At 68.2% G+C, this 18,600-nt stretch carries 14 protein-coding genes and 2 riboswitches; of the genes, 7 read left to right on the plus strand and 7 right to left on the minus strand.

The annotated features are described in order from the left end of the window. Positions 1–15 precede the first annotated feature (15 nt). Together ACV22Z_RS07605 and bamE are read left to right on the plus strand one after the other, a co-directional pair. Complete coding sequence (locus ACV22Z_RS07605; RefSeq protein WP_448075695.1) at positions 16–1,179, plus strand: M20 aminoacylase family protein; 1,164 nt, start codon at positions 16–18, stop codon at positions 1,177–1,179. Positions 1,180–1,444: 265 nt separating this feature from the next. Then, positions 1,445–1,984 carry an outer membrane protein assembly factor BamE domain-containing protein gene (bamE, locus tag ACV22Z_RS07610; RefSeq protein ID WP_448075696.1) on the plus strand — a complete coding sequence of 180 codons (540 nt, stop codon included), beginning with the start codon at positions 1,445–1,447 and terminating at the stop codon, positions 1,982–1,984. A gap of 178 nt (positions 1,985–2,162) precedes the next feature. Here bamE and ACV22Z_RS07615 read toward each other — a convergent pair whose 3' ends face one another. The 6 genes from ACV22Z_RS07615 to ACV22Z_RS07640 form a co-directional block, all read right to left on the minus strand. Then, positions 2,163–3,467, minus strand: a complete 1,305-nt coding sequence (locus ACV22Z_RS07615; protein ID WP_448075697.1) for a cobyrinate a,c-diamide synthase — start codon at positions 3,465–3,467, stop codon at positions 2,163–2,165. A 3-nt stretch (positions 3,468–3,470) separates the two neighbouring features. Further along, the gene (cobO, locus tag ACV22Z_RS07620) at positions 3,471–4,073 is read right to left on the minus strand and encodes a cob(I)yrinic acid a,c-diamide adenosyltransferase (protein WP_448075698.1); all 603 of its coding nucleotides are present in this window, start codon (positions 4,071–4,073) and stop codon (positions 3,471–3,473) included. Positions 4,074–4,114: 41 nt separating this feature from the next. Further along, on the minus strand, positions 4,115–4,489 hold the full coding sequence (locus ACV22Z_RS07625) for a cobalamin biosynthesis protein (RefSeq protein ID WP_448075699.1): 375 nt from the start codon (positions 4,487–4,489) through the stop codon (positions 4,115–4,117). Continuing rightward, positions 4,489–5,253, minus strand: a complete 765-nt coding sequence (cobA, locus tag ACV22Z_RS07630; protein WP_448075831.1) for a uroporphyrinogen-III C-methyltransferase — start codon at positions 5,251–5,253, stop codon at positions 4,489–4,491. Before cobA ends, ACV22Z_RS07625 begins: the two co-directional genes overlap by 1 nt. Positions 5,254–5,421: 168 nt before the next feature. Then, positions 5,422–5,662, minus strand: a riboswitch (cobalamin riboswitch). Positions 5,663–5,746: 84 nt separating this feature from the next. Then, positions 5,747–7,609 carry a DUF3857 domain-containing transglutaminase family protein gene (locus tag ACV22Z_RS07635; protein WP_448075700.1) on the minus strand — a complete coding sequence of 621 codons (1,863 nt, stop codon included), beginning with the start codon at positions 7,607–7,609 and terminating at the stop codon, positions 5,747–5,749. Between the two features lie 410 nt (positions 7,610–8,019). Then, entirely contained in the window at positions 8,020–8,247 is a 228-nt protein-coding gene (locus tag ACV22Z_RS07640) for a hypothetical protein (protein WP_448075701.1), read from the minus strand. A 68-nt stretch (positions 8,248–8,315) separates the two neighbouring features. Between ACV22Z_RS07640 and ACV22Z_RS07645 the strand changes: the two genes are divergently transcribed. Continuing rightward, complete coding sequence (locus tag ACV22Z_RS07645; RefSeq protein ID WP_448075702.1) at positions 8,316–8,618, plus strand: hypothetical protein; 303 nt, start codon at positions 8,316–8,318, stop codon at positions 8,616–8,618. A 106-nt stretch (positions 8,619–8,724) separates the two neighbouring features. Here ACV22Z_RS07645 and ACV22Z_RS07650 read toward each other — a convergent pair whose 3' ends face one another. After that, positions 8,725–10,863, minus strand: coding sequence for a TonB-dependent receptor (locus tag ACV22Z_RS07650; RefSeq protein WP_448075703.1), 2,139 nt, complete (start codon positions 10,861–10,863; stop codon positions 8,725–8,727). 160 nt (positions 10,864–11,023) lie between these two features. Continuing rightward, positions 11,024–11,287: riboswitch (cobalamin riboswitch) on the plus strand. Positions 11,288–11,474: 187 nt separating this feature from the next. Between ACV22Z_RS07650 and ACV22Z_RS07655 the strand changes: the two genes are divergently transcribed. Genes ACV22Z_RS07655 through ACV22Z_RS07670 form a run of 4 tightly spaced genes read left to right on the plus strand, consistent with a single transcriptional unit; the run spans position 11,475 to position 18,525 of the window. Then, positions 11,475–12,533, plus strand: coding sequence for a HoxN/HupN/NixA family nickel/cobalt transporter (locus tag ACV22Z_RS07655; protein ID WP_448075704.1), 1,059 nt, complete (start codon positions 11,475–11,477; stop codon positions 12,531–12,533). A 26-nt stretch (positions 12,534–12,559) separates the two neighbouring features. Beyond that, positions 12,560–13,639: a cobalamin biosynthesis protein CobW gene (gene cobW / locus ACV22Z_RS07660; protein WP_448075705.1), complete on the plus strand. Its 1,080-nt coding sequence runs from the start codon at positions 12,560–12,562 to the stop codon at positions 13,637–13,639. A gap of 6 nt (positions 13,640–13,645) precedes the next feature. Then, entirely contained in the window at positions 13,646–17,449 is a 3,804-nt protein-coding gene (gene cobN / locus ACV22Z_RS07665) for a cobaltochelatase subunit CobN (RefSeq protein ID WP_448075706.1), read from the plus strand. After that, a complete protein-coding gene (locus ACV22Z_RS07670; RefSeq protein WP_448075707.1) occupies positions 17,446–18,525 on the plus strand; it encodes an ATP-binding protein in 1,080 nt (359 codons plus the stop codon). Before cobN ends, ACV22Z_RS07670 begins: the two co-directional genes overlap by 4 nt. Positions 18,526–18,600 lie beyond the last annotated feature (75 nt).

Here is an 18,600-nt window from a genome sequence, read left to right on the forward strand (position 1 = left end):
AAAGGAGACGAAACCGTGACGCACAGCGTGATCCCCGCGGGCCTGGCCGACGAAATGATCGAACTCCGGCACCGCATCCACGCCCACCCCGAACTGGGCTTCGAGGAATTCGCGACGAGCGATCTCGTCGCCGAAAGCTTGCAGGCATGGGGCTACACGGTGCATCGCGGGCTCGGTGGCACCGGCGTCGTCGCGCAGCTGAAGGTTGGCGACGGCACGAAGCGTCTCGGCCTGCGCGCCGACATGGATGCGCTGCCGATCCACGAAGCGACCGGCCTGCCGTACCAGAGCACGATCCCCGGCAAGATGCACGCGTGCGGCCACGACGGCCACACGGCGATGCTGCTCGCAGCGGCGAAGCATCTCGCGCGCGAGCGGCGCTTCTCGGGCACGCTGAACCTGGTCTTCCAGCCGGCCGAGGAAGGGCTCGGCGGCGCGAAGAAGATGCTCGACGATGGCCTGTTCGAGCAGTTCCCGTGCGATGCAGTCTTCGCGATGCACAACATGCCCGGTTTTCCGACGGGCAAGTTCGGCTTCCTGCCCGGGCCGTTCATGGCGTCGTCGGATACGGTCATCGTCGACGTGCAGGGGCGCGGCGGCCACGGCGCGGTGCCGCACAAGGCGATCGATCCGGTCGTCGTGTGCGCGCAGATCGTCATTGCGCTGCAGACGATCGTGTCGCGCAACGTGTCGCCGCTCGACATGGCGATCGTCACGGTCGGCGCGATCCATTCAGGCGACGCGCCGAACGTGATTCCCGACCGCGCGCAGATGCGCCTGTCGGTGCGCGCGCTGAAGCCGGACGTGCGCGACCTGCTGCAGACGCGCATCACCGAAGTCATTCACGCGCAGGCCGCCGTGTTCGGCGCGACCGCGACGATCGACTACCAGCGCCGCTATCCGGTGCTCGTCAACGATGCGCAGATGACCGCGTTCGCGCAGGATGTCGCGCGCGAATGGGTCGGCGAAGCGAACCTGATCGACGGGATGGTGCCGCTCACGGGCAGCGAGGATTTCGCGTTCTTGCTCGAGCAGCGTCCGGGCTGCTACCTGATCATCGGCAACGGCGACGGGGAGGGCGGCTGCATGGTGCACAACCCCGGCTACGACTTCAACGACGCGGCGCTGCCGACGGGCGCGTCGTACTGGGTGAAACTGACCGAGGCGTTTCTCGTCTGATCGATGCGGATGCGGATGCGGATGCGGATGCGGATGCGGATGCCCGCTGCACCGCCTCCGGCGCTTCGGGCACGCTTGCTTCATCGGCGGAGCGCCTACCGTATCGACTTCAAGCAGGATTTGACGCTCCTTGACATCGCGGCGGCAGGTCGCGTGCTACGCTGCGCCGCGTCACCGGTCCTTCTCGAGAGGCCCGCATGGCCGCCTCGTTCGGCGAGGCCGGCGCGCGGCGTCGCACCGGCTCAATCGATACGGCACTTACGAAATGCGAAAACTCTTCCTGACCGCGCTGACGGCGTGCGCGGCCGGTTTCCTCGTGGCAGGCTGCGACGACCAGAGGGTCGCCGACGCGGTCAATGCCGTCAAACCGGATAACCTGGCGTTCGGCAAGCTGCAGCCAGGCGTATCGACGGTCGAGGACGTGCTCCGCGACGCGGGCAAGCCGGAGATGGTCAGGCAGAACGAAGATGGCTCGCAGCGCTTCGAGTACCCGCGCGGCCCGTTCGGCACGAGCACCTACATGCTCGATTTCGGGGCCGACGGCAGACTCGTTTCGATTACGCAGGCATTGACGGCGGACAACATCGCGAAGGTCGTGCCGGGCATGTCGAAGGACGATGTGCGGCAACTGCTCGGCAAACCGACGTCGGTCGCGCAATACGCGTTGAGCCACGAAGAGGTATGGAGCTGGCACTGGGCCGAGGGCGGCGTATCGGGCGATGCGATGTTCAATGCGCATTTCTCGCCGGACGGGACGGTCATCAGAACGTCGAGATCGGAGGCGCCCGGACGGGAAAGGCCGTGACGGCGTCAGGCCGCGACTTGCCGGGCTATCTTGTCCCATGCGGACGGCGTCAACCCGACGCAATGCGTGCGCGGGCCTGCATCGCACGACGATGCGCACGCCGATCCGCACGCGCGGTGATTGCGGCGCAGCGCATCTTTCCGCATGCGATCCGCTCGATGGCGGACGCCTCCTTCCTTCAAAACGCCGCGTCGTCGAACAACGCTGCCGCCGCAAGCGGATTCGACGGCCAGTACATGTGCATGTAGGTCGCAACGACCGATCCCGTCCGATAAACCGCCTCGCCGCTGCCAGCATTGCCGTCCGGACGGATGGCCGCCGCAACCGGCGCAAGTGGCGTATCGAGCCGCGAATAATGGAACGTATGCCCGCGCATCGGCCCGGTGCGCGTGTCGAGCTGCTGCATCCCCAATGCCGCGAAGCGGCGCTGCATCGTTGCGTGGCCGGGCAGCACGCCGAGCATCGGCGTCGTCGCGCCGTCCACGCCGGTCAACGTTTCGCACAGATACACCATCCCCCCGCATTCGGCGACGATCGGCCTGCCGGCCGCCGCATGCGCGCGGATCGTCCGCGCGCTCGTCGCGTTCGCCGCGAGCGTCGCCGCATACAGTTCCGGATAGCCGCCCGGCAGGAACAGCGCGTCGCAATCGCCCGGGACGGGCTCGTCGGCAAGCGGCGAGAAGAACCGCAACTGCGCGCCGAGCGCTTCGAGCAGCGCGAGATTCGCCGGATAGATGAATGAGAACGCCACATCGCGCGCGATCGCGATGCGCTTGCCCGTCAGCGCACGCGGCAGCGGCGCGACGTCGTCCGGCGCCGCGAACGCGACGGCGGGCGGCAGGTCGGCCAGCGCGGTCTGTGCGAGCACGTCGGCCGCGCGGTCGAGCCGCGCGTCGAGGTCGTCGATGTCGTGCGGCTGATGCAGCCCGAGATGACGCTCGGGCAACGCGATGCCCGCATCGGCCGGCACGTGGCCGAGCCAGCGCAGGTCGCCGGGCAGCGCCTGCTGCAGCAATTCGGCGTGACGCGCGGAACCGACGCGGTTCGCGAGCACGCCGTAGAACGGCAAGCCTTCGCGAAAACGCGCGAGGCCGAACGCGATCGCCGCGAACGTCTGCGCCATCGATTTCGCGGAAATCACCGCGACGACCGGCACGCCGAACGCCGCCGCGAGATCCGCGCTGCTCGGCGTGCCGTCGAACAGCCCCATCACGCCTTCGATCAGGATCAGGTCGGCGTCGCGCGCGGCCTCGGCGAGCAGTGTGCGGCAGCCGGCTTCACCGACCATGCCGAGGTCGAGCGCGTGCACGGGCGCGCCGCTCGCGCGTTCGAGCAGCATCGGATCGAGAAAGTCCGGCCCGGTCTTGAACACGCGCACGCGGCGGCCGAGCCGGCGATGCAGCCGCGCGAGGCCGGCCGTCACCGACGTCTTGCCCTGGCCGGACGCGGGCGCGCTGACGAAGAGCGCGGGGCAGGCGGGCATCGCTCAGAACTCCACGCCGCGCTGCGCCTTCACGCCCTGTTCCTTGTACGGATGCTTGACGAGCCGCATCTCGGTGACGAGGTCGGCGGCTTCGACGAGCGCATCGGGCGCGTGCCGGCCGGTCACGACGACGTGCAGCGACGCAGGGCGGGCCGCAAGCGTCGTGAGCACTTCGTCGAGCGGCAGGTATTCGTACTTGAGCACGGTGTTCAGCTCGTCGAGGATCACCATCTGGTAGTCGCCGCTTTCGATCATCCGGCGCGCTTCGTCCCAGCCCTTGCGCGCGGTCGCGATGTCGGCGTCGCGGTTCTGCGTGTTCCACGTATAGCCGTCGCCCATCGTCACGAAATCGCATTGCGCGACCGCGCCGAGGAAATCGCGCTCGGACGTATGCAGCGCACCCTTGATGAACTGCACGACGCCGAGCCGCATCCCGTGGCCGAGCACGCGCACGGCCATGCCGAACGCGGCGGTGCTCTTGCCCTTGCCGTTGCCGGTGTTGACGATCAGCAGGCCTTTTTCGTTGACGGCGGCGGCCTGCTTCTTCTCGTGGCCGGCGCGGCGGCGTTCGGTCATCCGCTGATGCGCTTCGGGATCGGTTTTCATCGGAGTTCGTCCTGTCGTAACAAAGGGTTCAACGCGAGGGTTCAAAGCGGGCCGGCGAGCGCGACCGTCACGCCGTCCCGCGCGAGTTTCGGGCCGAGCAGCCGGCCGTGCGGCGCGGCGAGCCGCGCGCACGGCTCCGCGACGCCCGCCACGCCGAAGCGGGCGAGGGCGGCCGCCGACGGCCCGCTCGCCGCGAGTTCGGGGTGCGCGGCCAGCTGCGCCGCGCCGAACGCGACGAGCGGCCAGCCGCGCCGCGCGCACAGCGTGCGCAGCGCGTGTGTGCGGGATTTTTCGGCGAGCGTCGCGACGACGGCCGGCTGCGCATCCGGATGCCGCGCGAGCGCCGCGCGGATCGCGGCATCGAGCTGCGCCGCGGTGACGCCCGCGCGAAAGCCGAGACCGAGCGCGACCTGCATTACGCATGCTCCGGCGTTGCGCCGCCCGACAGCGCGGCCTGCACCGCGGGATCGGCGGCCAGCGCGGCAACCCGGCCGATCACGACGATCGCGGGCGAGCCGATGCCGGCCGCACCGACTGTTGCGACGACGGTCGCGAGCGTCGCCAGCACGTGACGCTGCTCGGGTCGCGTCGCCGATTCGATCGCCGCGCACGGCGTGTCGTCCGGCAGGCCGCCCGCCAACAGCGCGGCGACGATCGCGCCGAGGCGGCGGATGCCCATGTAGATCACGAGCGTCATCCGGGTGGCGGCGAGCGCTTGCCAGTCGGGCTCGTCGTCGCCCGCGCCGTGTCCCGTCACGAAGATCACACCCTGTGCGTCGCCGCGATGCGTGACCGGAATGCCGAGCGCGGCCGGCGCGGCGATGCCGGCCGTGATGCCGTTCACGACCTCGACCGGAAACCCCGCCGCGCCGAGCGCGATCAGCTCCTCGCCGCCACGGCCGAACACGAACGGGTCGCCGCCTTTCAGGCGCGCGACGCTGCGGCCCGCGCGCAGGTGCGCGAGCATCGCGGCGACGATCGTTTCCTGCGGCGTCGACGCATGGCCGCCGCGCTTGCCGACGTGCTCGATCCGCGCATCAGCGCGCGCATGCTGCAACACGTCGGGGTTCACGAGATCGTCGACCAGCAGCACATCGGCTGCGCCGATCGCGCGCACGGCCTTGAGGGTCAGCAAGTCGGCGTCGCCGGGGCCGGCGCCGATCAGCCACGCGCGGCTCATCGGGCGCAGCACGGCGCGAACCGTGTCGAAGCGGGGGAAAGCGGCGAACGGACGGCGCGAAGCCGGCTTGCGGAATGGCGGTGCATAGCAGAATGAAAGCAGCCCGCTCGAAGCGGGCATAAGCGCACACGATCCGTCCCCCGCGGATCGGGCGTTCGGCGAGCGACTCGCTCGCCCCTTGCGTCGGCCGGTATCCGGGCTGGCCGCTTGCCAGGCCGCGGCCTTCCCACCCGAGGCAGGCGGGCAGTGGCATCGTGGGCGGCATGGGCGCGTGCGCTCGAAAGGCGCGTTGCGCGGGCGGCGTACCGTTGCGGGGACAGCACAGGCCGGGCGGTCGTCCGCCTCCTGTTTCCCGTTTGACTGCATGTGCGGAATGCGCATGCGAGCACCGAACGCGGCGCATACGATAGCACACGCGTCAGCGCAAACGCATGCGGGGCCGGCGCCCGCCAGCCGGCGACGGCGCGCGATGCGCGGGCCGCCGCGGCGCCGGTCAGCGATACAGGATCTGCCGCTTCAGGTCCTTCGAGATGCTGCGCGCGGCGTCGGCCCACTCGGCGAGCTTCGCGCCGCTGCATACGTTGCCGCCGAGATCGCGATCGAGCACGCGCGTCACGTCGACGGTCCGGCCGTCGCGGCGATAGGTCGAGCGATACGCGATTTCGCCGGCGCGGACGTCGACATCGGGCGGAATCGCGAGTATCTCGACGTCGGCCGGCAGCGTGATCCGGTAGCGTTCCTCGAGCCGCGTTCCGGCGCATACGCCTTCGAAACGCTTGTCCTTCTGCTGAAGGACGAAATCGGCGAACTCGCGGATCCGGCCGAAATTCGGCAGCGACGGCACCGCGAACGCCGCAGGGCCCGGCATCAGCGACAACTGGTTCAGCGTGCCGCGCAGCGCGATCGAGAACGGCTGGTCGAGTGCGTCGAGATGATGCGGGGTCATCTGCAGTTCGCCGGAGAGACCGGAGCGGCGCAGCATCTCGTCGGCCAGCCGTTTCGGCTGGACGTACACGAACATCTGCCGCGCGTGCTGGACGGCCTGGCCGTCGAGCGCGATGTCGCCCGTCATCGTCGCGTTGCCGTCGCGGTCGAGATCGAGCGTGTAGGCGAGGAGCGACCGGCTGTTGCGGCCGTTCTGCGGCGGCGTGCGGATCACGTTGCCCGTCGCGGTGTCGAGCGCGGGCTTGCCGCTCGCCTCGAACGGCAGTGCGCCGAACGGCAGCACGCCGGCCGTCGTATCGGCGAACACGTCGAATTCGGGCAGCCACACGATCGCGTGATTGAACGTCAGCACGTCCGGCGCGTCGGGCAGGCGGTAGCGATCGCCAAGGTTGACCAGCACCGTGCGGCTCTCGATGCCCTTCGCCGCAAGCAGCGCGGACAGCAGCGTCACCTGGTCCTTGCAGTCGCCGTAGCGGTTCGCGAGCACGTCGTCGGCCTGATGCGGGACCACGGGCCCGGCACCGAAATACACGCCGACGTAGCGGATGTTGCGGGCGACCCACGCGTACAGGCGCATTGCCTGCTCGCGACGGTCGTCGACGCCTGCGGTGATCTGGTCCGCGAGCGCGCGGATCGCGTCGGCGGGCGCCTGCTTGTCGGCGGCGCGCGCCTGATACGCGCGCGCGATGTCCGCATAGCCCGAGAAATTGCTCGCGATGAAGACGGGACCGACGTCCGTCCAGGCGACCGTGTTTGCCTGTTCTTCGATCGGGCCCGGCGCGGGCGTTTCGTAGTGGTACGCGCGAATCCGGCGTCCGCCGCGCGTCCTATCGGACGTCGCGCGCATCCCCCTCGCGTCGATCGCGACGGCCATGCCGGCCGGCGTGTCGAGCGTGACGTTCGCGGTACGGTAGTCCTCGATCGGCGGAAACGCGAGCTGGACGCTGAATTTGCCGGGGAACAGCGTATCCGTGTCGGTCAGCGTGTACGAAAGCCGGATCGAGTCGCCTTTCGCGAGCGCGGGAAACGTGACGATGCGCAGGTGCTCGGCGCTGAATTGCGGCGCCGCGACCGTGACTGGCGCCGGCCGGTCGAAGATGCCGTGCTGGACATCGACCGCCACCGTCGAGCCGTCGGCGTGCACGGTCTGCGCGGCGTTGACGTCGAGCGTCTGAAGCTGCGCGTTGTACGGCAGCACGTACTGGCCGAAGCGGGCGATCGCGGCGTCCGTCAGCAGCTTGATCGACAGATCGACCTGTGCGGTGCGCTTGCCGGATGCGTCGACCTTGATCGTGTTGTCGAGTTTTTCGACCTGGTAGTCGGCGGCGAAAGCAATCGGCGGCGCGAGCGTCAGCAACGCGGTGATGCCATAGCGCGCGATGCGCGAGAGAGGCGTGCAATGTCGAATCATGGGCGAAATCGGTTGTCAGGAATCGAGATGGGGAAGTCAGGCACGGAATCCCGTGCTGCATGGCACCGACCGGAATCCGTGCGCGCTTGCGTTCCGATTTGTTTCAATTGCCGTGAGTCTTTTCAAGATAAATCCCCGTAGATTGACGATCATGATTCCGACCGCGGGCGTGGCGTGCGACCGTGGTCAGGTTCTCTTGTCGTAACGTGCAACTTCACAAATACCGCTTTGATGCACGCAGCGTTTGCAGAATGCAGTACGACCACATCAGTACTTTCGCGACCGTCGCAAGGGGCGAATCCACCCCCTTCAAGGCAAACGGAAACAAGAGCGCCATTGACAGCCACACGACGATGGCAACGTACAACCGGGCAATATTCATGGTCCGAATGGGTATCGACAATGACGCGTCAATGGAATTGACCGTATCCAGGGCCCTCCGATACGTCAATCGGCAGCGTATTCGTCACGTCGGCCGTGCTCATTGACAAACCTCGGCCCACCAGGCGCCGCAGCCGCCAACCAAGCCCGGCGGAAGATTGAACAATAGTCAATTCGCCAGTGCCCGGTCGGGCGCTCCATTCGCGCAACTGCATCCGGTTGACGTCAATCGGATGCGCCCGAAGTTTGAAAACCATGAGAAATTGCACATTTTTTGAGACGGGAGGCGGGGATAGCGTACAGCACTGAAGCCGGATTTCACGGAATGATTATGCGATTTCATATCTCGCGCAGGGCAGTCAAGGGATTCTTGCTTTACGGCCTGTTTCCCGATCCTTTCAGCAAGCGATATGGCGGCGGGTGGCCCGGCATCTTGTTGGGTGCGGCTACCCGGGCGATTCCTTTCGGGGTTTGGGTTGGCGCACTGGGCTGTCTTTTCACTCCCGGGGCATTTTCTGCAGCGAATCTGCTATTGATGACGATGGTTTTTCTTGCGTTCAGCATATTGCTGGAATGGGATTTGACTCGTCAGTCTGGTCGTCAGGAAAAGATTCTTGGTGAGAGATAGTGCGTAAGTTCATTGGAAGAGCCCTTTTCATGACAAACCCATCCAGGCGCATTCGGAGCCATCGGCGTGCACGGTCTGCGCAGAGCCGACGATCGCTCGCCCTGGATCAGAACTTGTACGTGGCCATGACCGTCACCGTCCGCGGCGCACCGGGCATGATCTGCGCAACGCTCGTCGCATTCGCGACATAGTCGCGATCGAAGAGGTTGACGACCGCGAGCGTCAGCTCAACGTCGCGCGTTCGGTAGCCGAGTTTGCCGTCCCAGCGTGCATAGGCGGGCAGCGTGAGCAGATTGTCGCGGTCGGCATAGCGCGCGCCTTCATAAACCACGCCGGTTTCCGCGAAAAAGCCGGTCAACGGCGCATAACCGATGAACAGGCAGCCGTTCGACGACGACACGCCGGCCGACCGCTTGCCGGCCACGTTTGCTTCGGCTTCGACGATCCGCGCGTTCTGCCAGCCGAACCCGCCGCGCACGAACCAGTTGCCGGCCAGTCTGCCGGCGACGCCGAATTCGACGCCGCGATTGCGTTCGAGTCCTGCGAGCTCGAACAATCCGGGCCGCACGGGATCCGCGACCTTGCGGTTGTACAGGTCGATCTGGAACAGTGCGAGCGTGGTGCTGAGCCTGCCGTTCAGCCAGTCGCTCTTGATGCCGACTTCATGCTGGCGGCTATATTGCGGGCCGAGATCGTTCGCGTTGCCGCGCGCGCCCGGCGTGACGCCGATCAAGTCGCCGCCGACCGGCGCGAAGTTCTTGCTGTATGACGCGTACACGCTGTGTGCTTCGAGCGGCGACCACACGACACCGAGCCGCGGGCTCCAGGCGGTCGAGGCGCGCCGCGCGTGCAGTCCGTTCAGCCGGTTCGTCGATGCGGCGGCGAAGCGATCCACGCGCAGGCCGGCCAGCAGTTTCCATGAGCGGCCGACGTCGATGCGGTCCTGCGCGTACAGCGCGTAATCGGTCGCGAGGTGGCGGTTCATCATGTACGGCGCCGGTGCGGAACCACCATGGTCGAAGATGTCGGGGCCGGTGATCGACACCGGCGCCGCGGTCGCGCTCCACAGCCGCGGCGCGCGTCGCTGCCAGCCGTATTCGACGCCGAACAGCAGGTGATGGGCGACGGGCCCCGTCGTCGCGCTGCCGCTCAGCTCGAGATCGGTCTGCACGTTCAAATGGTGCATGTCCTGCAGATAGCGGGCGCGCTGCACGCGTCCGTAGTCGCGCGGTTTCGCCAGGTAGCTCTGCGTGACGTACGTGTTGTCGAACGTGCTGTGCAGATCGAGCACGCTCAGCAGATGGCGCAGTTGCCAGTCGCCGCCCAGTTGCCGGGTGAAGGTCGAACGCCAGTTCATGTTCGCGTCGCGGATCGTGTCGCGGTCCGCGACGCCGAAGAACGTGTGGCGCGACGCGCGCGGCAGTGCGTACTCGGTTGGCTTGCCGGCCCGATCGACCGCGGCGACCGACGCGGGCATCCCGCGATCGGGAACGCGCGCGTAGGAATCGTATTCGAACTGCAGCAGCCAGCTGCTGCGCTCGCCTTTCCATTTCAGCGATGGCGCGACGTACTGGCGAGTGCCGTCGACTGCGTCACGAAAGCTGCGCTGGTACTCGCGTCCCGCGTTGACGCGCATGCTCCAGTGCGGCGACAGTGCGCGGTTGAGATCGGCCGATACACCGAGCCGGCCAAAGCTGCCGGCCGTCGCCGACACGCTGCCGAAGTCGTCGGGCAGCGGCTGCTTGCTGATCCGGTTAATTACGCCGCCGCCGCTGCCGCGCCCGTAGAGCGCTGCGGCCGGGCCCTTCAGCACCTCGACGCGCTCGATGTTGCCGAGACTGCGCACGTACTGCGCATCGTCGCGCATTCCGTCGAGCAGCAGGTCGCCGGCGCTGGAGAAGCCGCGAATGCGGAACGCGTCGAAGCGCGTGTCCGACGTGTTCGACACGCCGGGCACGCCTGCAAGCGCGTCGGCCAGCGTGCGGCCACCGTAAGAAAACGTGTCGTCGACCGACACGGTCTCGATGGTCTGCGGCACGTCACGCGGAGCACTGTCGGTGCGGGTCGCGGTGCTCACACGCTCGGGACGCGGATCGTGCGGATGGCGGCGCGCACGCACTTCCAGCGCGGGCAGGTCGTCTTCGGATCCGGCGGCCTCGGACGCGCAGGGGAGGGCCGACAGCAGCGAGCAAAGCGCGAAGGCCAGCGTATCGCGACACCGCCCGGAAATTGGAGATTTCGGCATGAAAATATCAGGATGACTGAATGATCGGGGTGAGCTGCATCGATTTGACATTGAGATAAGTTTATCTTCGTGAGTTGAAAATGACAATCATTCTCGTCTGAAATGCGCGGCGCGCCGCCGAGCGGCCGCCCGCCGCCTTGACGCCCCCGCGTGCTCCACCTACACTCGCACGCGTTTCGGTGCTCGCGCGCGCCCCCCGGCGCGCGCAGTTAAACGGGAAACAGGGAGCCTGCCTGCACCGCAGCTGCGCCAACCTGTGCTGCCCCCGCAACGGTAAGCGAACGCTTCACGCCACGCGCGAAGCAGCGCCGCTTCGCCGCATGCCACCTGCATGCGGACGACCGCCACTGGACGCCACGTGCGTCCGGGAAGGCGAAGCGGCGTGTTCGTCAGCCCGGATACCGGCCGAGACGAGGGGTTCAGCGCCGCGGGGATGCGGCGCATCGTCCACGGCCGCAGCCGCAATGCGTCCGGCATCCGAGCGTTTCCCGTTTCCCGACCCGCCGCGCGTTGCGCGCAGGCCGGTGGAGCATCCGGGGCATGCGCGGGCCCGGGCAACCGGTGGCGGCCGTGTTGGCATTCATCATGTCGACCGTTCGCAAGGGAGCACCATGCTCGACTCGTTTTCCCGCCTGTTCAACGACAGCCCGTCCGGGCTGCGCGGCAAGATCGTCGCCATCTATTCGTTGCTGATCGCGTTCAACGTCGGCGCGTGGATCTGGGCGTTCATCGCGTTCCACGGCCAGCCGGTGCTGTTCGGCACCGCGCTGCTCGCGTACGTATTCGGCCTGCGCCACGCGGTCGACGCCGACCACATCGCGGCGATCGACAACGTCACGCGCAAGCTGATGCAGGAAGGCCGCAGCCCGCTCGGCGCGGGCCTGTTCTTCTCGCTCGGCCACTCGACGGTGGTGATCGTGATGTCGGTCGTGGTCGCGCTGACGGCGGCATCGATCGCACGCTTCGACGGCATGCGCGCGATCGGCGGGACGATCAGCACCTGCGTGTCGGCGTTCTTCCTGCTGCTGCTCGCGGCCGCGAACCTGATGATCCTGATCTCCGTGTACCGGACGTTCCGCGCGGTGAAGCGCGGCGAGCCGCTCGTCGAGGAGGATCTCGACCTGCTGATGAACAAGCGCGGCGTGCTCGCGCGCATTTTCCGGCCGCTGTTCCGGCTCGTGTCGCGCAGCTGGCACCTGTATCCGATCGGTTTCCTGTTCGGGATCGGCTTCGACACCGCGACCGAGATCGCGCTGTTCGGCATCTCGGCGACGCAGGTGCAGGGCGGGCTGTCGTTCTGGTCCGTGATGGTGCTGCCCGCGCTGTTCACCGCCGGCATGACGCTCGTCGACACGACCGACGGCATCCTGATGATGGGCGCGTACCGCTGGGCGTACGTGCGGCCGATCCGCAAGCTTTACTACAACATCACGATCACGTTCGTCTCCGTGCTGGTCGCCGCGCTGATCGGCGGCATCGAGGTGCTCGCGCTCATCGCCGACAAGCTGTCGCTGCAAGGCCCGGTCTGGGACTTCGCATCGATGGCGGCCGCGCATTTCGGCATGCTCGGCTACCTCGTGATCGGGCTGTTCGTCGCGAGCTGGCTCGTGTCGGCCGTGATCTACCGCGTGAAGCGCTACGACGACATCGACGTGACGATCTCCGCCTGATTCTCCTTTTCGACACAGGACCTTCCATGACCATGCGCAAGCTGCCCGTCACCATCGTCACGGGCTTTCTCGGCAGCGGCAAGACCACCTTGATGCGCCACATCCTGCAACACGCGCAGGGCCGCCGCATCGCGGTGATCGTCAACGAGTTCGGCGAACTCGGCATCGACGGCGAGATTCTGAAGGGCTGCGGCATCGGCTGCGACGACGCGCAGGACGAAGCGTCCGGCCAGCTGTACGAACTCGCGAACGGGTGCCTCTGCTGCACCGTGCAGGAAGAGTTCTATCCGGTGATGGAGGCGCTCGTCGAGCGTCGCGCGGACATCGACCACGTGCTGATCGAGACGTCCGGCCTCGCGCTGCCGAAGCCGCTCGTGCAGGCGTTCAACTGGCCGTCGATTCGCAACAGCTTCACCGTCGACGCGGTCGTGACCGTCGTCGACGGCCCGGCTGCCGCGAGCGGCCAGTTCGCGGAGAACCCGCAGGCGGTCGATGCGCAGCGCCGCGCCGATCCGAACCTCGACCACGAATCGCCGCTGCACGAACTGTTCGCCGATCAGCTGTCGTCCGCCGATCTCGTGATCGTCAACAAGGCCGACCTCGTCGACGGCGCGCAGCTCGAGCAGGTCGAGACGGCGATCCGCGAGGAAATCCCGCCGCAGGTGAAGATCGTTCGCGCGACGCGCGGCGAACTCGATCTCGCGATGCTGCTCGGGCTCGAATCGGCGTCCGAGGAAACCATTCACCTGCGCCACGACCATCACGGCTCGGCCGACGACGAAGATCACGACCACCATCATGACGATTTCGACTCGGTGGTCGTAACCGGCGATGCGGGCTCGCGCGACGCGACGATCGCCGCGCTGCAGCGCGTCGTCGAGGCGCACACGATCTATCGCGCGAAGGGCTTCGCCGCGCTGCCGGACGCACCGATGCGGCTCGTGATCCAGGGCGTCGGCCGCCGCTTCGACAGCTACTTCGACCGCCGCTGGCAGGACGGCGACGCGCGCGCGAGCCGCTTCGTGCTGATCGGCGAGGACCTCGACGCAGCCGCGCTGCAGCGCGCGTTCGACGCGGCGCTCGCGGCCGAGACGCAACAGGCGTAACGCACGATGCATCTGCTGCGCACCACACCGGGCGGCTTCGTCGACGATACGCAGGGCGTCGTCCGGATCGACCAGCGGCCCGCCGAAATCGTGATCCTGAGCTCCGCGGACACGACGCTGTCGCTGCTCGCGAGCGTCGTGCCGCGCTTGGCCCGTGGCTTCCCGAGCGTGCGGCTCGCGAACGTGACGTTCCTGCGCCAGCCGGCATCCGTCGATTTCTACGTCGACGACGTGCTGAAGCACGCGAAGGCGGTCGTGATCGACCACCTCGGCGGCGAAGCGTACTGGCCGTACGGGATCGAGCAGGCCGTGTCGCTCGCGTCGCGGCACCGGCAACGGCTCGCGATGTTCTCGGGCGACCTGCAGGAAGATCCGAACCTGATCGCGAAGAGCACCGTTGCGCCCGAGCTGTGCCGGTTGTGGTGGCGCTACTTGCGCGAAGGCGGCGCGCACAACGCCGAAGCGCTGTTGCGCAGCATTGCGTTTCACACGCTCGGCTTCGGCGACGAGCCGGCGCCGCCGCGCCCGCTGCCGGCCGCCGCGCTGTATCACCCGGCACGCGACCCGGCAAGCATCGACGACTGGCTGCCGCGCTGGACGCCCGGCGCGCCCGTCGTCGCGATCCTGTTCTACAAGGCGCACTGGCAGGCCGCGAACACCGCGGTGTTCGACGCGCTCGCCGATGCGCTGATCCGCGAAGGGCTGAATCCGCTGCCTGTCGCGGTGACGTCGCTGAAGGATGCGGTGAGCCGCGAAGTGGTCGCGCAACTCTGCGACGCGCACGACGTCGCGCTCGTGCTGAACACGACTGCGTTCGCCGCGGGCGCGATCGATGCACGCGAACCCGACATCCTCGCCGGCGACGCACCCGTGCTGCAGGTGATCCTGTCCGGCGGCAACCGCGACGCGTGGCTCGCCGACAACCAGGGGCTGCATGCGCGCGACATCGCGATGCATGTCGCGCTGCCCGAGGTCGACGGCCGCATCGTCACGCGCGCGGTGAGCTTCAAGGGGCTCGCGTACCGCTGCCCGCACACCGAGGTCGACGTCGTGCGCTACCAGCCCGATGCGGAACGCATCGGCTTCGTTGCGGCGCTCGCACGCGGCTGGTGCCGGCTGCGCACGCTCGACAACGCCGACAAGCGCGTCGCGCTGATCCTCGCGAACTATCCGCAAAGCGAAGGGCGGATCGGCAACGGCGTCGGGCTCGACACGCCCGCATCGGCGCTCGGCGTGCTCGCGACGCTGCGCGACGCGGGCTATCGCGTCGCCGGCTTGCCGGCCGACGGCGATGCGCTGATCGCGCGGCTCACCGAAGGCGTGACCAACGATCCGGCGATGCAGGCGCTGCGGCCTGCGTTCCAGAGCTATTCGCTCGCCGATTACCTGACGCATTTCGAACGGCTGCCGGCGGCCGTGCGCGAAGCGCTGAACGAACGCTGGGGGCCGCCGCAGGCCGACCCGACGCTGCGCCGCGGGCGCTTCACGATTGCCGGCTGGCGCGCGGGCAACGTGTTCGTCGGAATCCAGCCGTCGCGCTCGCGCGGCGAGAACGACTACGCGAGCTATCACGATGCGGACCTCGTGCCGCCGCATGCGTATCTCGCGTTCTATTTCTGGCTGCGTCATGCGTTCGGCATCGACGCGGTGATCCATCTCGGCAAGCACGGCAACCTCGAATGGCTGCCGGGCAAGAGCGTCGCGCTGTCCGACGCGTGCTGGCCCGACCTGACGCTCGGGCCGCTGCCGCACCTGTATCCGTTCATCGTCAACGATCCGGGCGAGGGCAGCCAGGCGAAGCGGCGCGCGCAGGCGGTGATCGTCGATCACCTGATGCCGCCGCTCACGCGCGCGGAAAACTACGGCCCGCTGCAGGATCTCGAGCGGCAGGTCGACGAATACTACGAAGCGTTGATGGTCGACGCGCGACGCGCGAAGCTGCTGCGCAAGACGATCCTCGCGACGATCGCCGAGCATCGCCTGCACGACGAGCTGAGCGTCGCGCCGCCGCGCGATGCGAGCGGCGAGGACGAATTGCTGACGCGCGTCGACGCGTGGCTGTGCGAGCTGAAGGAAGCGCAGATCCGCGACGGGCTGCATGTGTTCGGCATGTCGCCGGTCGATCGCCAGCGGCGCGACACGCTGCTCGCGCTCGCGCGCTTCCCGATCGGCGACGGGCAGCACGCGCGCGCCGGGCTGATCGGCGCGCTCGCGCGCGATCTCGCGCTCGGCGACGATTTCGACCCGCTGGCCGCCGACTGGGCAGCGCCGTGGCAAGGGCCGCGGCCGGCACTGCTGGCGGACCTCGACGATACGCCGTGGCGCCATGCTGGCGATACGCGCGAACGGCTCGAGCGGCTCGCGCAGCAGTGGCTCGACCGTTTGTGCGCGATTGCGCCGGATGAGGGCTGCGAGCCGCCGCCCGGTACGTGGACGCATACGCAGCCTGTCATCGATCGCGTGCGCTCGACGCTGATGCCGGCGCTCGACGCATGCGGTCGCGAGGAGCTGCGCCAGCTGCTGCGCGGGCTCGACGGCCGCTTCGTGCCGCCGGGCCCGAGCGGCTCGCCGTCGCGCGGACGCCCCGACGTGCTGCCGACGGGCCGCAATTTCTACTCGGTCGACACGCGCGCGGTACCGACGCAGGCCGCGTGGTCGCTCGGCCTGAAATCCGCGCAGCAGCTGATCGAGCGGCATCTGCAGGATCATGGCGACTACCCGCGCGCGATCGGCCTGTCGGTATGGGGCACGGCGACGATGCGCACGGGCGGCGACGATATCGCGCAAGCGTTCGCGCTGATCGGTGTGCGGCCGAAGTGGGCGCACGGCAGCCATCGCGTGACCGACTTCGAGATCCTGCCGATCGAGATCTTCGACCGGCCGCGCATCGACGTGACGCTGCGCGTCTCCGGCTTCTTCCGCGATGCGTTCCCGAACCTGATGCACCTGTTCGACGCGGCCGTGCAGGCCGTCGCGGCGCTCGACGAGCCCGAGCACCTGAACCCGATCCGCGCGCGCATCGAACGCGAGCGTGCGAAATGGATCGCGCAAGGCGTGCCGCCCGACGACGCGCGTCGCCGCGCAGGCTGGCGCGTGTTCGGCGCGCGGCCCGGCAGCTACGGCGCGGGCCTGCAGGACCTGATCGACCAGCGTCGCTGGCAGACCGATGCCGATCTCGCCGACGCGTACCGTCAGTGGGGCGGCTACGCGTATGCGCAGAACAGCGCGGGAGACGCGGCGCCGGACGTGTTCGGCGAGCGGCTCGCGGCGATCGACGTCGTCGTGCAGAACCAGGACAGCCGCGAGCACGACATCCTCGATTCGAACGACTACTACCAGTTCCAGGGCGGCATGACGGCTGCGGTGCGGCATCTGTCGGGCCGGCAGCCGAGCCTCTATCACGGCGACCACGCGAACCCGGCCGCGCCGAAGATGCGCACGCTGCGCGAGGAAATCGCGCGTGTGATCCGCTCGCGCGTCGTGAACCCGAAATGGCTCGACGGCGTGAAGCGGCACGGCTATAAGGGCGCGGCGGAAATGGCCGCGACCGTCGACTATCTGTACGGCTATGACGCGACCGCGCGCGTGCTGGCCGACCATCAATATGCGCTCGTCGCCGACGCGTACCTGTTCGACGACGACACCCATGCGTTCCTCGAACGACACAATCCACGCGCGCTGCAAGGCATCTGCGAACGTTTCGTCGAGGCGATGCAGCGCGGGCTGTGGCAGCAGCCGGGCGATTATCGAGAGCGGATCGAAGCGATCTGGCTCGCGAGCGAACATCATCAGGAAGGAGGACGCCGATGACCGATCCGGCACACCACACGCGCGCAGTGTTTCCATTCGCCGCACTCGTCGGACAGTCGGCATTGCAACAGGCGCTGCTGCTAGCGGCGATCGATCCGTCGCTCGGCGGCGTGCTCGTCAGCGGGCCGCGCGGCACCGCGAAATCGACCGCCGCGCGCGCGTTGGCCGAGCTGCTGCCGGAAGGCCAGTTCGTCACGCTGCCGCTGTCGGCAAGCGACGAGCAGGTAACGGGCACGCTCGATCTCGCGCATGCGCTCGCGGAGCACGGCGTGCGCTTTCAGCCGGGGCTGCTCGCGCGCGCGCATCGCGGCGTGCTGTACGTCGACGAGGTGAACCTGCTCGCGGACGGGCTCGTCGATACGCTGCTCGACGTCGCCGCGAGCGGCGTCAACATCGTCGAACGCGATGGCGTGTCGCACGCGCACGATGCGCGTTTCGTGCTGGTCGGCACGATGAACCCGGAAGAGGGCGAGTTGCGTCCGCAACTGCTCGACCGTTTCGGGCTGATGGTCGCGCTCGAGAACTGCTACGACGCAGCGCAACGCGAACAGATCGTGAAGGCGCGGCTCGCGTTCGATCTCGAGCCCGACGCATTCCGCGCGCGGCATCACGCGGCGCAACGCGAACTGGTGACGCGGATTCGCGCGGCCCGCGAGCGCCTTGCGTCGCTCGCGTTCGACGATGCCGTCCATGCGCGGGTCAGCGCGTTGTGCATCGAGGCGGCCGTCGACGGACTGCGCGCGGACCTCGTGATGCTGCGTGCCGCGCGTGCGCTGGCCGCGCTCGACGGCGCGGACGCGGTGACGGTCGGGCACGTCGAGCGGGTGGCGGAAGCCGTGCTCCGGCATCGGCGCAATGCGCAGCACGCACCGTCCGCTGTCCCGCCTCAGGGGCGCACGAACGATGACCGCTCGTCGCGCGACTTGCGCGAGGAACGCGCCGCGTCATCCGACATGTCCGCCACGCCGGGGCGCGACGCGGCCGATCCGCAGGGCGATTGGGGCTACCTGCCGCCGGAGCCTGCCGGGTTGCACGCGGTGAAGGGCGTGGTGCCGCTGCCGCTAAAAAAACGCTGAGCCATCGAGACGGCGCCGCCGCGAACACGGTTCGCGGCCCTCGATGGCAGCAGCGCGCAACCGGGCGTGCAACGG

The sequence above is a fragment of the Burkholderia sp. PU8-34 genome (assembly GCF_053427725.1).

Coding starts and splice junctions, on each gene's coding strand:
- ACV22Z_RS07615 (WP_448075697.1), bottom strand. CDS start 3,467: ATGCCCGCCTGCCCCGCGCTCTTCGTCAGCGCGCCCGCGTCCGGCCAG.
- bamE (WP_448075696.1), top strand. CDS start 1,445: ATGCGAAAACTCTTCCTGACCGCGCTGACGGCGTGCGCGGCCGGTTTC.
- ACV22Z_RS07640 (WP_448075701.1), bottom strand. CDS start 8,247: ATGGTTTTCAAACTTCGGGCGCATCCGATTGACGTCAACCGGATGCAG.
- cobW (WP_448075705.1), top strand. CDS start 12,560: ATGACCATGCGCAAGCTGCCCGTCACCATCGTCACGGGCTTTCTCGGC.
- ACV22Z_RS07655 (WP_448075704.1), top strand. CDS start 11,475: ATGCTCGACTCGTTTTCCCGCCTGTTCAACGACAGCCCGTCCGGGCTG.
- ACV22Z_RS07650 (WP_448075703.1), bottom strand. CDS start 10,863: ATGCCGAAATCTCCAATTTCCGGGCGGTGTCGCGATACGCTGGCCTTC.
- ACV22Z_RS07635 (WP_448075700.1), bottom strand. CDS start 7,609: ATGATTCGACATTGCACGCCTCTCTCGCGCATCGCGCGCTATGGCATC.
- ACV22Z_RS07670 (WP_448075707.1), top strand. CDS start 17,446: ATGACCGATCCGGCACACCACACGCGCGCAGTGTTTCCATTCGCCGCA.
- ACV22Z_RS07645 (WP_448075702.1), top strand. CDS start 8,316: ATGATTATGCGATTTCATATCTCGCGCAGGGCAGTCAAGGGATTCTTG.
- cobA (WP_448075831.1), bottom strand. CDS start 5,253: ATGAGCCGCGCGTGGCTGATCGGCGCCGGCCCCGGCGACGCCGACTTG.
- cobO (WP_448075698.1), bottom strand. CDS start 4,073: ATGAAAACCGATCCCGAAGCGCATCAGCGGATGACCGAACGCCGCCGC.
- ACV22Z_RS07625 (WP_448075699.1), bottom strand. CDS start 4,489: ATGCAGGTCGCGCTCGGTCTCGGCTTTCGCGCGGGCGTCACCGCGGCG.
- cobN (WP_448075706.1), top strand. CDS start 13,646: ATGCATCTGCTGCGCACCACACCGGGCGGCTTCGTCGACGATACGCAG.